This window comes from Muricauda sp. SCSIO 65647 (assembly GCF_021534965.1).
Lineage (GTDB): Bacteria > Bacteroidota > Bacteroidia > Flavobacteriales > Flavobacteriaceae > Flagellimonas_A.
Genome location: NZ_CP091037.1, coordinates 366,478 through 381,883, shown reverse-complemented (window position 1 = coordinate 381,883; position 15,406 = coordinate 366,478). Strand labels below are relative to the sequence as shown.

Below are 15,406 nucleotides of genomic sequence, written 5' to 3'. Positions count from 1 at the left end.
CATGGAAGAAAAGAAACTCGACCTCAATTCGATAATAGGGTTTGTCCTTATTTTCGGAATCCTCCTTTTTTGGTTTTACATGACCAAGCCCACCCCTGAAGAATTGGAGGCCGAAAAAGCCAAGCAAGAACAGGTCGAAGCAGAGACAAAAGTACAAGAGGTGCCCAAAGAAGAGGTTTCAACCGAAGCGACAACGGTAAACCTGAACGATTCTACAGCTGTTGCCGGATATAAGGCTTCTGTCGGTGCCTTTGGCTTTACCCAAACAAAAGAGGGTATTTCGGTACTTGAGAACGAGTTGCTCTATTTGGCCATTTCAAACAAGGGGGGACAAGTGGTCGAGGCACGAATGAAGAATTTCGTGAACTTTGATTCTTTGCCCGTGTATCTGGTCAAGGATGGCAATGCTGATTTCGGCATTTCTTTCTCGACCAATGATAACCGGGTGTTGAACACTTCGCAACTGTACTTTGAGCCCTCATTGACCAAAAGTGGTGAAAACCAAGTATTGTCGCTGAAGGCAAAAGTCTCTGAAAACCAGTTCTTGGAATACCGCTATGAAATGAAGCCAAACGACTATCTTGTCGATTTCACGGTACGATCCCAAGGTCTGAACGGTATCTTCAACAACACAAGGCCGATTGCCTTAGAATGGCAAATGAAAGGCCGTCGGCGCGGCAAAAGCGTTCAATATGAGAACCGTTATACCCGTTTGACCTATAACCATGACGGTGGCAAGATCAGCAAACTCTCTGAAAGTAGCGAATTGGATGAAGAGACCGAAGAAAACATAAAATGGCTATCATACCGCCAACACTTTTTCAGTGCCATTTTAGCGACCGATGAACCTTTTAAAACGGCTGGGTTGCTCTCAAAGAACCTGGTTGAAGAAGAGACCAAAGAACAATTGTTCACCAAAGAGTACCAGTCTAAAGTACCATTGGAACTGAAAGGTGGCGAACTGGCGCAGAACATGTACTGGTACTATGGCCCAACCGATGCCAAAGTATTGGATGATCATAAAGAGCTGGGGCTGGTTGAGTCCATTCCCTTTGGTTGGGGCATTTTTGGTTGGATCAACCGTTTTATCTTCACGCCCTTTTTCAATTTCTTGAGCGGTTTCTTGCCACATGGTATCGCCATTATTCTCATGACCATCGTGGTACGGTTGGCCTTGTCGCCTGTGACCTACAAATCATATCTCTCACAGGCCAAGATGAAGGTGTTGAAGCCTGAGATCACAGAGATCAATGAGAAGTACAAAGACAATGCGATGAAAAAGCAGCAAGAGACCATGAAGCTCTACAACAAGGCAGGGGTGAGCCCGATGAGCGGTTGTATACCGGCGTTTCTGCAACTTCCCATTTTCTATGCGCTGTTCATGTTCTTTCCAACTTCATTTGCTTTGCGGCAGAAATCGTTTTTATGGGCCGAAGACCTTTCGTCTTATGATTCCATCTTTACGTTACCGTTCACGATTCCCTTTTATGGTGACCACGTGAGCCTTTTCCCCATTTTGGCATCGGTGGCCATCTTCTTTTATATGATGATGACCACGGGCCAGAGCATGCAGATGCAGCAACAGCCCGGTATGCCGAATATGAAATTCATCATGTACCTGTCACCGGTCATCATGTTGGTGTTCTTCAACAACTATGCGAGTGGGTTGAGCCTTTACTACTTCATCTCAAACCTGATCACCATCTTTATCATGTTGGCCATCAAGAACTATATCTTGGATGAAGATAAGATCCATGCCCAAATTCAAGAGAATAAAAAGAAGCCTAAAAAAGAGAACAGGTTTCAGCGTAAGATGCGTGAGATGATGGAACAGGCAGAGGAGCAAAAAAAGACTGGAAAAAGATAAAGCCCTGGGGAACTTTTTAAAATGAAACTTCCCCCTTTCGGGGGAAGCCTCTACCACTATAGGTATAGTTTGGAAAGATTCGGGACTTCAAAGATGCGGCATAAATCCTTCACAGAAAATTAATAGTTGTCAAGAGTGGATTTTTGTATGGCAAAAAAGAGCCTTTTGATGTGTGATCGATGAGTGGTAGATACTATCGATAAAAAGCCCTCGGAAACAGCGTTTCCAAGGGCTTTTATCTTAATCGTAGTGATTATAAAATCAGCTATCAATGCAGTACATCGATCACCTCTTGTGGCAGCAATACCTTATCGATTAAATGCACGATTCCATTACTGGCCTCATTGTTTGGCGCGATGACCTCGGCATCGAAATGGGTTTTGTCGCGGATGAACACACCATGGTCAAGAATGACCGTTACATCTTCGCCTTGAACGGTGTGCAACCTTTGATGGTCTTTCAAATCTCCAGAGGCCAATGCGGCCCCAGCAACTACATGATAGGTCAATATCTTGGCCAGCAATTCTTTTTCGGCCGGGGTATCAAAATCGGCTAGACTGTGATAATCATCTCCCAAGTCATATAAGAGGTCGGCAAATGCTTGGTTTGTTGGCGCAAAAACGGTGAAGGGACCATCGCCGCCCAATACTTCTACCAATCCGGCATCAGCCTGAACAAGTGCATCGACCAATAGGCTCAGATCATCAACAGACTGTGCCAATTCAACAATATTGGGCACTGGGGGTGTCAGCGCATCGATGGCCGATTGCGGTAGCAATACCTTGTCGATGACATGTACTACTCCGTTGCTGGCGGTTACATCGGGTATATCGACATGGGCAGTATCGTCAGTGGCATCTTTTATAAACACACCGCCATTGATACCGATGGTTACTTTTTCGCCTTGTAGGGTTTCGATTTGTTGCCCATCCATCAGGTCTGTTGAGAAGGCTGCTGTGCCTGAGACAACATGATAGGTCAAGATATCGACCAAGAGTGCCTTTTCTTCAGCCGTATCAAAATCTGCAATACCGTGGTACTCGTCTCCCAATATGCCCAAAAGATCAACAAAGGCATGGTTGGTAGGTGCAAAAACAGTAAATGGGCCTTCACCACCTAGGGCTTCTACGAGTCCAGCATCAGCCTGAACCAAAGCATCGACCAATAGACTTAGATCATCGGTCTCCACAGCTATTTCGACTATAGTCTTAAGTTGTAGTTGGGCAACAAAGTCAACAGCTGATTGTGGCAATAATACCTTGTCGATAACATGTACCACCCCGTTGCTCGCTTCGACATCGGCCAAATCTACATGTGCCGGATCATCGGTGGCATCTTTTATGGACACGCCGCCGTTGATGCCGATAGTTACGCTACCACCTTGAAGGGTTTCGATTTGTTGCCCATCCATCAGGTCGGTCGAGAAAGCCGCAGCGCCTGCCACCACATGATATTTCAAGATGTCGATGAGTAGGTTGATCTCTTCTTCAGTATCGAAGTCTGCAAGACTATTGTAGTCATCGCCCAACACGTCCAATAACTCAACAAAGGCATGGTTGGTCGGTGCAAATACAGTGAAAGGACCTTCTCCGCTCAATGCCTCTACCAGTCCGGCATCTGCAGCTATCAATGCCTCTACCAACAAGCTTAGGTCATCGGTTTCAATGGCGATTTCAACGATGTTCTTCAACTGCAGCTCTGCTAAGAAATCAACAGCTGATTGGGGCAACAATACCTTGTTGATAACATGAACCACACCATTGCTGGCCTCAACATCGGGTAGGGTCACTGTAGCACCATCTCCCGTGGCATCTACAATATGCACCATTCCATCTTTGATGCTAACAGTGACATCACTACCATTTACAGTAGTTATCATTTGCCCATCACTCAGGTCAGTGGAAAAAGCAGCTGCTCCGGCCACCACATGATATTTCAATATATCGACCAATAGATCGATTTCTTCTTGGGTATCAAAGTCAGCCAAGCTGTTGTAATCGTCGCCAAGAGCACCCAACAAGGCCACAAACGCATCATTGGTCGGAGCAAAAACCGTGAAGGGACCTTCTCCACTCAATGTCTCGACCAAACCGGCATCTGCAGCGATCAATGCCTCGACCAAAACGCTGAGGTCTTCCGTTTCTTGTGCAATTTCTACAATGTTCTTTTTTTGCAATGACGCCACAAAATCGATAGCTGACTGGGGTAATAAAACTTTATCGATGGTATGGGCCACACCGTTGGAGGCCATGATGTCGGTACCGGTAATATTCGCATTGGTATCAGAAGCATCCCCAATGACAAAGGTATCTCCATCGGCAATGATTTCTATTTTGTTTTCCGCCAAGGCGGTGGCCACTTCACCTTCGTCTAAATCAGCAGCCAAGACTTTTGCTGGAATGACATGGTACAGTAGAATATCTGTCAAGAGTGCAATCTCTTCGTCGGTATCGAAATCGTCGAGACTGTTATAGTCGTCTCCCAATGCATCCAAAAGTGCAGTAAAGGCATGGTCAGTCGGTGCAAATACCGTGAACGGTCCTTCTCCTGAAAGGGTCTCGACCAATTCTGCCTTGATCACGGCCGCTTCCAAAGCAGAGAGTGATTCGGCTTCGACTACGATTTCAACCAAGTTTTTAGTTTCGTCACCCATGTCATCGGCATTTAGGGCATCAATGATTGCTTGGGGCAGTAGTACTTTACTGATGACATGAACGATTCCATTACTGGCACCCACATCAGGTATGATTACCTCAGCGTCGGTTTCGGTGGCATCATCCAAAAATACCCCGCCATCAAGTGAAACAGTGATTCTTTCGCCTTGTACCGTAGTGAGTTCCTGTGCCTCGCTCAAATCGGTTGAGGCTGCCGCGGCCCCTGCAATCACGTGGTACTGCAGTATGGTCGCAAGCAAAGTTTTTTCTTCTGGGGTGTCAAAATCTTCGAGGGAATCAAATCCATCCAAAGAAGCGAGAAGTGTATTGAAAGCTTCATTCGTGGGTGCAAATACCGTAAAAGGTCCGTCACCTGCAAGGGTGCCGATAAGGTCTGAATCATCATTCTCATCTGCTTTTGTAAGAGCGCCCACAAGACTGCTCAAGGCATCTGTGTTCTGTGCGGTCACTACGATGTTCGAAGTGCTTTGTTGAACTAGATCGTCGTTGTCGTCATCTTTATTACAGGAAAAGAATAAAGGAAATGTTAGGGCCAGCAAGAACAAGCCCTTTAAAGAGATAAACTTTTTCATAATCAGATTTTATAGTGTTAATAGTTGTTCTATGGCACAAGCAGACCAGGGCAAGAATAAGATGTGGGGTATGAATTAAAAGGAAGGGCAAGGATTTATATCAATCCTCGCCCTTTATCAATTAGTTGGTGTCGGGCAGCAAAACTTGGTTCACTACATGGATGACACCATTATTGGCTTGAACATCGACAGCAATGATACCAATGCCCATGTTGCCGGCACCGTCTGTAATATCGGCAATATTGTCACCAGTACCTGGTAAATTGATGGTAATGTCATCACCCTCGAGCGTGGTTGCAGAGATTCCATCTGTTAGGTCACCAGACCTAACATTCGCGCCAGCGACTACATGGTGTTGTAATATGGGAATCAAATCTGCCTCGGCTGGAATTGCACTCAAAGCGGCAAAAGCATCGTTTGTAGGAGCAAAAACAGTAAAGGGATCGTCACCATTGCCATCTTGAGCGGAAAGCACACCGGCAAAATCAACACTGGGCGTCAAAGTCGTCAGTGCCTCCACCAAGGTGGAGAAATTCGGGTCAGCTACAGCAAAAGTGACCACTGTTGGCAAATCGATGACCGCATCAACGGCATGAATCACACCGTTGGTGGCTACAATGTCAGCAGCTGCAACAGAACTGGCCCCATTTATGGTCACACCATCATCTATATTGATATACTGGCTCAAGGCATCGCCATCTCCATTGGTGGCGGCGGTAGTCACATACATGTTCATCAGTTCATCTGAAAAAGCGGCATCGCCTGCGACAACATGGTATGAAAGAATCGTTGCCAAAGCATTGCCATTCGGATTTGTAAATGATGAAAAGGCGCTGTTTACCGGAGCAAAGACGGTAAAGCTAGTAGCGGTATCTGAAAGCAAATCGGTAAAAGTGGTATTACCGCCATCGGTCAGTGCCCCTACTAGAGACGATAAATCTGGATTAGCGATCGCGTGGTCTACAATATTGGGCAGCCCAATAACCGCATCTACAATATGTACGACACCGTTTGAAGCGGTTACATCTGCCGTGGTTACGTCTGCAACTCCATTGATGTTTACACCTCCATCGGTATTGATGAAAAGGCTCAAAGCCCTATCTTCGGCTCCTGCTGTTGATAGACTTGAAACGTAGCCAGTGCTCAGGCTAGTGGATGTATTGTTGCCTGAAACCACATGGTTCAACAGAACATCTGTCAAAAGGTCGGTGGGCACATCATCCAACGAAGAAAAATTATTGTCACTCAGAAAAGTGTTGAAAGCACTATTGGTGGGCGCAAATACCGTAAAAGGCCCATCACCTTGCAGGGTATTGACCAAGTTTGCCCTTGTCAAGGCGTCTACCAAAGTGGTTAAATCAGCAGAACCTACTGCCAAATCTACTATTGAGGGATCTGGTGTTATTTGCGGAACATCATTGTCATCGTCATCACTACAGGCCACGATAGCCAGTAGAAAGAGGACCATAAGAATTTGGGGAAATTTGAGAATTCTTTTCATAGTAAATTGTTTTTAGATTTTAGTTTAACTAATTATCTCAAAGATTAAACAAAAAGAAATACGTTGCTTTTGTTTAATGTTTTTTATAAAAAGTTTAACATTTTTTATGAAAAATTGAACATTTCATAATCCATAAGTCATGATAAACTGTCTTGGCCATGTTTGGGTGACATGGTCAGGGGTGAACTATTTTGTAATTTTGTATCCACAAAAAGCGCAGGGATGAAAAAAGTAGTGGTCGGACTTTCAGGAGGTGTCGACTCGAGTGTCGCGGCTTTTCTATTGAAGCAACGCGGCTATGATGTTATAGGTCTTTTCATGAAGAATTGGCACGACGACTCTGTGACCATTTCTGATGAATGTCCATGGCTTGAAGATAGCAATGATGCCTTGATAGTTGCTGAGAAATTGGGCATTCCCTTTCAGACTGTTGATTTGAGCGCTGAATACAAAGAGCGTATTGTAGATTATATGTTCAACGAATATGAACTTGGCCGAACCCCCAACCCCGATGTGCTTTGCAATCGTGAGATCAAATTTGATGTATTCATGAAAATCGCTCTTCAATTGGGCGCAGACTATGTGGCTACCGGTCATTATTGTAGGAGGGGAATCATTCAAAATGAGAATGGTTCGGAGACCTACCAACTTCTGGCCGGTGTCGATACCAACAAAGACCAATCGTATTTTCTATGTCAATTGTCTCAAGGGCAGTTGACAAAGACCCTTTTCCCGATCGGTGGGTTGACCAAGCCAGAGGTGCGGCAAATAGCAGCAGAAAACAATCTGGTCACCGCTGATAAAAAAGACTCGCAAGGGCTTTGCTTCATCGGAAAAGTTCGCTTGCCCGACTTTTTACAGCAGAAACTAAAACCCAAAAAGGGAATCATTGTCGAGGTACCCAGAAATGCAGAGCATTATCAAAATGGGAGGGAAGCTTTTTCCGACAAAAAAGAAGAGTTGGCACACCATGCCCAAAAACCTACATATTCTTTGAATGATGGGCAAGTGGTCGGTGAACACCAAGGGGCACATTTTTTTACCATTGGCCAGCGAAAAGGTCTTGATGTGGGAGGCACCAAAGAACCGCTTTTTGTCATTGAAACCGATGTAGATGAGAACATTATCTATACGGGGCAGGGCAAGACCCATCCGGGTCTTTTCCGACGTACCCTTTTTGTGAAAGATGATGAACTGCACTGGGTGCGGCCAGAATTGGCCCTTCAGATAGATGGCACAATAAAGGTTATGGCCCGTATACGTTATCGACAGCCTTTACAAAAAGCAACTCTTCATAAAGTTGAGGGCGGACTCTATGTCGATTTTGACGAAAAGCAGTCTGCCATTACCGAGGGCCAATTCGTTGCTTGGTATATCGGTGATGAACTGATTGGTTCGGGAGTGATATCTTAGCGGCATGCAAAACAAGATTACAACACTTTTCAATGTTCAGTATCCTGTTGTACAGGCAGGTATGGTATGGGCCAGTGGCTGGCGATTGGCTTCGGCAGTTGCCAATGCCGGTGGGCTTGGAATTTTAGGAGCGGGGAGCATGTACCCCGAGGTCTTGCTAGAACACATTCAAAAATGTAAAAAGGCCACGGATAAGCCATTTGGGGTCAACGTACCCATGTTGTATCCTGATATCGATAGGTTGATGCAGATTGTTGTAGACAATGAGGTCAAAATTGTGTTCACTTCTGCGGGAAATCCCAAAACTTGGACATCTTTTTTGAAAAAGAAAGACATTGCGGTGGTGCATGTGGTCAGCAGTGTCAAATTTGCCTTAAAGGCCCAAGAAGCTGGTGTTGATGCCGTGGTGGCCGAAGGCTTTGAAGCGGGCGGCCACAATGGCCGTGATGAGACAACCACTATGGTGTTGATTCCTGCGGTAAAAGAAAAGATCAATATCCCCTTAATTGCCGCTGGGGGCATTGCTACTGGGCATCAGATGTTGGCCGCTATGGTACTTGGGGCCGATGGCGTGCAGGTTGGCAGTCGTTTTGTGGCCAGTGAAGAGGCTTCATCACATCCCCTGTTCAAGAATGAAGTGGTCAAGGCCAAAGAGGGCGATACCCAACTGACACTCAAAGAGCTTGCTCCCGTAAGATTGCTAAAAAATAAATTTTACCAAGATGTACAACAGGCCTATGCCAAGGGTGCAACGGTTGAGGAATTGAAAACACTTTTGGGCCGGGCGCGTGCCAAGAAAGGAATGTTTGAAGGTGATCTGGAGGAAGGCGAACTTGAAATCGGGCAAGTCTCCGCATTGATTCATGATGTTAAGCCCGCTGCCCAGATTCTTCAAGAGATAATCGGCGAGTTTGAAATTGCAAGGAAGGGAGTAGCAAGGTATTAAAGCCCAGATCAATTCAAATAACTAGTCGGATCAGGTCTTGAATAATATTTCAGAAGGGTCTATTCTTCTTCGTCTGAACCGTTGGCACTATCATTTTCGTCATCTGCCTCTTTGCTCAACCTATTTTCCATCACGTTGAGCTTTTTCAACTTGGCTTTCCAAGTCGATAGGGTCTCTTTGTGCCGTTCTATGTTTTTGACCACCTCTTGTACCAAGGGGTTATCTTCTGAGGCACCGCTAAAGAATTGAAGGTTGTTCTCAAGTTGCCGAATCTCATTTTTGGCATCGTTTATCTTGCGCTTTATGAACGTACGTTCGTTGGCTATGGCCCTATTGCTGTCGGCTCGAGCCAATTGCTGTATTTTGTTGCCATACTTCATCAATTCGGCCTCTTGCCTATCAACCCCTAATTTTTTTAAAAGGGCATCTATGATTTTGTTGAATTTACCGTTGATGTGTTTTTTGTTGTAGGGTATGCGCCCATAGCCTTTCCATTCCTCAACGAAATCTTTGACGGTCTGTAGATCTTTTTCTTTGTCTTTGCCTAGGGTAAAAGCTTTTAACCGATTCAAACAGGCATTCTTTTTCTCATAGTTTTCATATTCTACCTTATGGGCGGCATTGCGCCGAGAGTGCATACGGTCAAAATAATGGTTGCAGGCTTCTTTAAACTCGTTCCATATTTTATCAGAGTACTTTCGGGGTACGTGGCCGATTTTTTTCCACTCCGCCTGGATTCGCTTCATTTCAGGAGTGGTCGATTCAAAGTCTTCACTATCTTTTAGAGAGACGGCCAACGCCAAGAGCGCTTTTTTCTTCTCGAGGTTTTCATGTTGGCCCTTCTTGAGGTCTTTGTAGAACTGGTTCTTTTTTCGGTTAAATGCACGAACGGCTTCTTTGAAGGCTGTCCAAGTGGCATTACTGCTTTTTTGTGGTACTTTGCCCGCTTTGAAAAAAGCGTCACGTAGCCCTTCTACCTCTTTTATCTGTTGCTGTATCACTCTATGGCTGTCCGCTACATTTTCACTCAACACGGTTATGGAAGCGATAAGTCCATTTTTTGTTTCAAGGTTTTTCTCAAACTGCTTTTCCAGCTCTTTGTTGAACTCTTGCCTTCTCAGGTGCAGTGCCTTTGTGGCATTGCTAAACCGTTCCCAGACCTCTTCGCGGTGCTCTTTGGCCACTGGCCCAATATCTTCTTTCCAGATCTTGTGCAACGTTTGCAATTCTCGAAAAGCCTTGCCCAGATCGGTCTCTGTGAGCAATGCTTCGGCACGTTCGACCAACTTTTGCTTTTCTTCAAGGTTGTGCCTGAAATCGAGATCGCGCAGTTCGCGGTTCAGGTGCAGAAAATCGTAGAATATTTCGGTATGGTGATGATAGGTGCGCCATACATCATTATAGTTACTTCGCGGTATGGGCCCTACATTGCGCCACTGTTCTTGCAGTTCTTTGAAGTTCTTGTAGGTGGTGTTCATGTCTTCTTCGACATTCACAAGACCTTTGAGCTGTTCGATGATGGCCAATCGTTTGTCTAGGTTCTCCTTTAGGGTCTTTTCGAGATTTTTATAATAGTGGTCGCGTTTTTCACGGTATTCGCCGTAAACCTCGTTGAACTGTCTTTTGGTGACCGAATTGTACCTGAAGTCAATTTCATTGCCACCATTGGCGACGAATTCTTCCTTTTTGTGCTCAATAAACTCTTGGTACTTTTGGTCAAACTCGTATTTGATGGAGTTGACATGCTTGTTGATGGCCTGAACCTTTTCGTTCCTTACCAGTCGTTGTAATTCACCGACCAGGTTCTCCATTGGCATGGAATGGTAATCCAAGAAAGGAATGTGGTGCCTTTTTTCGTTTTCTTTGTCTTCGGCATCTTCGGCATTCTCCTCATCGATTTCCTCTTGAACGTCTTTATCGTTTTCGCTCTCTTCAGCTGTAGGGGCCATCTCGGTTTCTTCGTCTTCCGATTGGTCAGTTTTTTTTTCTTCTACCAACGGGTCAAGGGCCTGTTTTTCTGAATCTTTCGGTTCGTTTTCTTTATGTTCTTGCTCCCCTGCAGCATCTTGCAGTTTGTGATCTTTCTCCTCCATCTTTTTGCTATTTATCGTTTGTGATAGATGGCGCTTTGCTACTACAAGTTACTAACTAAAAGCAGCATTGGCAAAAATACGGAAACTTCTTTTGCCGCCCTTTGACGGAACAGGATTTCGATGGAAGGATTTATAGGAAGAAATATTGGATTCGCGGTACGTTTAAGCGCTCCAGATTTCCCATGCCTTTTCGGCCTGGAGCTGTAACATTTCAAGTCCGTTCTTGATGGTGGCTTCCCTTTTTTCTCCCTCTAACAGGAAAGCTGTTTTTGCGGGATTGTAGATCAGATCGTACAGCAAGTGTTTTTCGGTTAGATGGGTATAGGGAATCGCAGGCCTTTTGCTAACATTTGGATGTGTGCCCAGTGGTGTACAATTGACGATAATGTTATGGTTTTTGATTATCTCGGCATTTAGTTCTTCGTATGAACGTGTTCGATCGCTTTTGGTTCTTGATACATATTGCGAAGTGATGTTCAGTTTATCCAAGACGTGCGCCACTGCCTTCGAGGCACCGCCCGTACCTAAAATAAGGGCGTTGGAGTGATGTTTTTTTAGCAAGGGCTTTAGTGAATTCTCAAACCCATGGGCATCGGTGTTGTGACCGATCAGCCCATCTTTTGAGAACTCGATGGTGTTCACTGCACCAATTCTTCGGGCAGTTTCGCTCAATCCATCAAGAAAGGGAATCACCGCTTCCTTATAGGGAATGGTTACGTTCAGTCCAGCCAATTTGCGGTTTTGGATCAAGTCTTTGAAGTCTGAAATCTGCGGTAGGTCAAAATTAGAGTAGCTGTGTTCTGAAAGCCCCAGTTTCTCAAACTTCTCTTCAAAATATCCTTTTGAAAAAGAGTAGGATATATTTTTACCGACCAGCCCGTACCTTCTTTCTTTCTTTTCTATTTTTTCCATACCAATCCAATGCCAAGAGTACAAAGATGCCGAATATTACAAAAAATATAGCTCCCCAAGTTTCCATGGTTGTCCAATCGGGCCAGTACCGCTGATAGTTTGTAATAATTTTATCCCCATTTGAATCTAGAAAAAAGTTGCCCGAATCATCAGTTTTATAAAGGGTGCGTTTCCAGGGCCAGACCACACCGAGCGATCCCGTAATGAACCCGATAATGACCGCAGTGGTGATTTCATGGTACCTTTTCAACACATAGCCCAAAAGATGTGAGAGCGTGACCAGACCCGTGGCCGAACCCAATGTAAAGATGGTCAGTATTTTTAGGGTCTCCATTCGCTGGGCATTGTTCCAAAAACTAAAATCGCCGCGAAACACTTCGGCCATGGTATCATATAGCGCATTGACCGAGTCGACCAATAATAGCACGTAGTTTCCAAAAAGAATCAAAATAAAAGACCCCGATAAACCAGGCAGGGTCATACCCGAGACACTTATGATCCCGCAGAAAAAGATGAACAATAAATTGTCGTTTTCCTTGGCAGGGCTCAAAAAGCTGATCGAGAGTCCTATCAAAAGGCCTATGATACCTGCAGGAACGGTCTTTTTGTTCCAGTGGTTATAGTCTTTTGAGATGTAATAAATAGAACCCAGGATCATGCCAAAAAAAGCTGCCCAGACAAAAAGCTCTTTTTTGTCCAAAAAATAGTCCAACAAACGAGAGACACTGAAATAGCTCACCAACATACCTGTGATGAGCAGCACTAAAAAAGTGGCATTGGTATAGCGCAAAAAACTCTTGAAGCGCCCGTTGAACAATAATTTGAAGGCTTTTAGATTGATTTTTTGCAGGGAGTAGATAAATTCTTCGTAAAACCCCCCAACAAAGGCCACAATGCCCCCAGAAACACCGGGCACCTTATTGGCGGCACCCATGAAGAGGCCTTTTATGACCAAAAAGAATTTATCCCAAAATGTTCTTGGCTGATGCATTGACCGTAGGTTTTTCCCTTATTTTTTTGAGGCTGCCCTTTCGAGGATAAAAATAAGCGAAAAACCAATGACCGCTAAAATTAGGGCCGATATTAATTGAGGATCACCGTCAAAGGAAAAGGGTGATACGTTCTCATCAATGACAATGCTCTTTTTTCCTATGGTCTTGGTCTGCAATACTCTTTTCCAAGGCCATATCTTATTGAGTGAGCCTAGAATGAACCCTGTCAAAACCGCCAAAGTGATGTTTCGGTAGTGTTGAAACATCCATTTTAAGATTTTTGAGAATCCAAGTATGCCAAACAGTATACCTAGTGCCATGGTGATCAATATTTTGAAATCTTTTTCATCAAGAGCATCGATCAGTGTTTTGTAGGCTCCCAACAATACAAGTACGAAAGATCCCGATATACCCGGTAAAATAGTTGCACAAATGGCCAAAGCCCCTGAGAGAAACAAGAACATCAAACTACCAGAACTTTCACTGGGGGGCAACCCAGTGATATAATAGGCCAGTGAAGCTCCGAGAAGAAATAAAAGGGCATGGATCAATTTCCATCGATCTATGGCTTTGGCCACAAAGACGACGCTTGCCGCCACTAGGCCAAAAAAGAACGACCAAATAAGTATCGGTTCATTTTCCAATAGCCATCGTATAAGTTTGGTAAATGACAGCACGGCCAATGCCATACCCACCAATAGCGTTATCATGAAGTTACCGTTCAGCCGTTTCCAAAAACTGGCGAAGCCTTCTTCTTTCCAAATCCTAAAACTTTTAAGGTCAATATTGTTAATTGAAGAAATGAACTCTTCATAGATACCTGCAACAAAGGCAATAGTGCCCGCTGAAACACCGGGAACCAATTCGGCAATGCCCATGGCCATGCCTTTTAGGGCTATGACAACGTAGTCAATAGGTTTTCGTAAACTTTCCATTAAAAAAATGAATTCCCAACTTGATCAAGCTGAGGCCTTTTTATCGTCGGCGAAGATAGCGGTTATCCACGAGAACCGATTGTATTTCATCAAATCGGTTTTAAAATGTGTGACCATTTCAGCATTTAGTTCCATACTGCTTTTCAATTTCTTGCGCGCTTCATGCGGTTTGTCAGAGGCAAGATATACCAAAGTCAATTGATAGTACAAGATTGCCTCTTCTGGGTAGAATTCGATCGCTTGCAACAACACTTGCTCTGCAGTATTGAAATCTGCCGTTTTTTGCAGAACGGTCACCCAGTTCTTCCAGGTATCCAATTCAAAATTGCCTAGGTCAACTGTTTGCTTGTAGGCAAAATCGGCCTCGTCGAAGTTTTTCAACGCTGAATAGATCTCGGCGCATTTTTTCCAATATCGGGCATTTTCACCGTCAATATTGATTGCCTTGTTGATATAGTGCAGCGCCTTTTTGTACTGCTTCTTTCTAAAATAAAATTCGGTAATGGCCAACCAGCCTTTATCGAGCAGGGGATCTTCGTGAACCGTATTGTAGAAGTAATACTTGGCCAAATCGTCGTTTCCCAATTCTTCATGGCACTTACCTATGCGCAAGAAGGCATGTGAGGTCGGGTCATCTATTTCGATGGTCGTCTCATAGCAATCGATGGCCTCGCGATATTTGCCCAGTTTTTCAAGTACTTTGCCCTTTTCAAAATAGGCTCCTAAAAAAGAATCATCTGATATGATGGCAAAATCAAAGGCTGCCAGTGCCTCTTGGTACATTTGTTTTGAAAAGTACATTTTGCCCAGTTGGTGCCAAGCAACCTCACAATAAGGGTTGCGCTCTAGGTAATCGTTCAGGTAGCGTATGGCCCCATCATAATCTTCCATGAACTCAAAGCAATACACAACGTTGTAGAGCGAAGCGTAATCGCGGTCATCAAATTCGACACAGCGCATGAAACTCAATTTGGCCTTTTCATAGTCATCCATAAAAAGATATTCCATGCCTAGAAGTGAGTGGATGTCGAAACTGTCATCGGTCAGTTCGAGCGCCTGCTGCAAGAGCTCTACGGCCTTTTTATGGTTGTCTAGCTTAGACTGTATGTTTGCCCGCTGCACATAGATTTCCTCGTTATGGCTGTCGATGTTCTGTAGTTCGTCCAACCACTTACCGGCCTCTTCAAACTTGTCTTCGAAAACCAACACCTCGACATGCAATAATTTCAGTTCTACGCTATGTGGGTGCTGCTGCAGACCAAACTGTATGGCTTTCTTTCCCAAAGACACTTTACCGTTGTTCAGGTAGTGGTGAATGATATCTTCAAAATCTTCCGCATCGAAGAAATAGACATCATCTGTCTTGAGCATTGATTCGAATTTGTGGATGGATTTATCGGAATTTTCGTTAGAATCTAACGCCATAGATACTGGTTTGGTTCTACTATGGACTTAAAATTAGCCTTTTAAAGGCCTCATTTTTGTCCTTGATTTGGGTTT

General features: G+C 44.4%; 10 protein-coding genes. 3 read left to right on the top strand and 7 right to left on the bottom strand.

Annotated features, from left to right (window positions below; translation table 11 throughout):
- Nucleotide 1 precedes the first annotated feature (1 nt).
- Nucleotides 2-1,867, top strand: a complete 1,866-nt coding sequence (gene yidC, locus L0P89_RS01610; protein WP_235266664.1) for a membrane protein insertase YidC — start codon at nucleotides 2-4, stop codon at nucleotides 1,865-1,867.
- A gap of 268 nt (nucleotides 1,868-2,135) precedes the next feature.
- Here yidC and L0P89_RS01605 read toward each other — a convergent pair whose 3' ends face one another.
- Together L0P89_RS01605 and L0P89_RS01600 are read right to left on the bottom strand one after the other, a co-directional pair.
- Entirely contained in the window at nucleotides 2,136-5,114 is a 2,979-nt protein-coding gene (locus L0P89_RS01605) for a fasciclin domain-containing protein (protein ID WP_235266663.1), read from the bottom strand.
- Between the two features lie 121 nt (nucleotides 5,115-5,235).
- The gene (locus tag L0P89_RS01600; RefSeq protein WP_235266662.1) at nucleotides 5,236-6,615 is read right to left on the bottom strand and encodes a fasciclin domain-containing protein; all 1,380 of its coding nucleotides are present in this window, start codon (nucleotides 6,613-6,615) and stop codon (nucleotides 5,236-5,238) included.
- A gap of 222 nt (nucleotides 6,616-6,837) precedes the next feature.
- Between L0P89_RS01600 and mnmA the strand changes: the two genes are divergently transcribed.
- A complete protein-coding gene (mnmA, locus tag L0P89_RS01595; RefSeq protein WP_235266661.1) occupies nucleotides 6,838-8,028 on the top strand; it encodes a tRNA 2-thiouridine(34) synthase MnmA in 1,191 nt (396 codons plus the stop codon).
- Between the two features lie 4 nt (nucleotides 8,029-8,032).
- Nucleotides 8,033-8,974, top strand: a complete 942-nt coding sequence (locus L0P89_RS01590) for an NAD(P)H-dependent flavin oxidoreductase (protein WP_235266660.1) — start codon at nucleotides 8,033-8,035, stop codon at nucleotides 8,972-8,974.
- Between the two features lie 59 nt (nucleotides 8,975-9,033).
- Here the strand turns inward: L0P89_RS01590 and L0P89_RS01585 are convergent, their stop codons facing one another.
- From L0P89_RS01585 to L0P89_RS01565, 5 genes are all read right to left on the bottom strand, one after another.
- On the bottom strand, nucleotides 9,034-11,067 hold the full coding sequence (locus tag L0P89_RS01585; protein WP_235266659.1) for a DUF349 domain-containing protein: 2,034 nt from the start codon (nucleotides 11,065-11,067) through the stop codon (nucleotides 9,034-9,036).
- A 162-nt stretch (nucleotides 11,068-11,229) separates the two neighbouring features.
- Nucleotides 11,230-11,979, bottom strand: coding sequence for a shikimate dehydrogenase (locus L0P89_RS01580; RefSeq protein ID WP_235266658.1), 750 nt, complete (start codon nucleotides 11,977-11,979; stop codon nucleotides 11,230-11,232).
- Nucleotides 11,933-12,970 (bottom strand): DUF368 domain-containing protein, encoded by a 1,038-nt coding sequence (locus L0P89_RS01575; protein WP_235266657.1) that lies wholly within the window; start codon nucleotides 12,968-12,970, stop codon nucleotides 11,933-11,935. Before L0P89_RS01575 ends, L0P89_RS01580 begins: the two co-directional genes overlap by 47 nt.
- An 18-nt stretch (nucleotides 12,971-12,988) precedes the next feature.
- Nucleotides 12,989-13,906, bottom strand: a complete 918-nt coding sequence (locus L0P89_RS01570; RefSeq protein WP_235266656.1) for a DUF368 domain-containing protein — start codon at nucleotides 13,904-13,906, stop codon at nucleotides 12,989-12,991.
- 24 nt (nucleotides 13,907-13,930) lie between these two features.
- Nucleotides 13,931-15,331: a tetratricopeptide repeat protein gene (locus tag L0P89_RS01565; protein WP_235266655.1), complete on the bottom strand. Its 1,401-nt coding sequence runs from the start codon at nucleotides 15,329-15,331 to the stop codon at nucleotides 13,931-13,933.
- Nucleotides 15,332-15,406 lie beyond the last annotated feature (75 nt).

What these genes read in the sequence shown, in the direction of transcription:
- yidC (WP_235266664.1), top strand. Translation starts at nt 2, where the DNA reads ATGGAAGAAAAGAAACTCGACCTCAATTCGATAATAGGGTTTGTCCTT.
- L0P89_RS01605 (WP_235266663.1), bottom strand. Translation starts at nt 5,114, where the DNA reads ATGAAAAAGTTTATCTCTTTAAAGGGCTTGTTCTTGCTGGCCCTAACA.
- L0P89_RS01600 (WP_235266662.1), bottom strand. Translation starts at nt 6,615, where the DNA reads ATGAAAAGAATTCTCAAATTTCCCCAAATTCTTATGGTCCTCTTTCTA.
- mnmA (WP_235266661.1), top strand. Translation starts at nt 6,838, where the DNA reads ATGAAAAAAGTAGTGGTCGGACTTTCAGGAGGTGTCGACTCGAGTGTC.
- L0P89_RS01590 (WP_235266660.1), top strand. Translation starts at nt 8,033, where the DNA reads ATGCAAAACAAGATTACAACACTTTTCAATGTTCAGTATCCTGTTGTA.
- L0P89_RS01585 (WP_235266659.1), bottom strand. Translation starts at nt 11,067, where the DNA reads ATGGAGGAGAAAGATCACAAACTGCAAGATGCTGCAGGGGAGCAAGAA.
- L0P89_RS01580 (WP_235266658.1), bottom strand. Translation starts at nt 11,979, where the DNA reads ATGGAAAAAATAGAAAAGAAAGAAAGAAGGTACGGGCTGGTCGGTAAA.
- L0P89_RS01575 (WP_235266657.1), bottom strand. Translation starts at nt 12,970, where the DNA reads ATGCATCAGCCAAGAACATTTTGGGATAAATTCTTTTTGGTCATAAAA.
- L0P89_RS01570 (WP_235266656.1), bottom strand. Translation starts at nt 13,906, where the DNA reads ATGGAAAGTTTACGAAAACCTATTGACTACGTTGTCATAGCCCTAAAA.
- L0P89_RS01565 (WP_235266655.1), bottom strand. Translation starts at nt 15,331, where the DNA reads ATGGCGTTAGATTCTAACGAAAATTCCGATAAATCCATCCACAAATTC.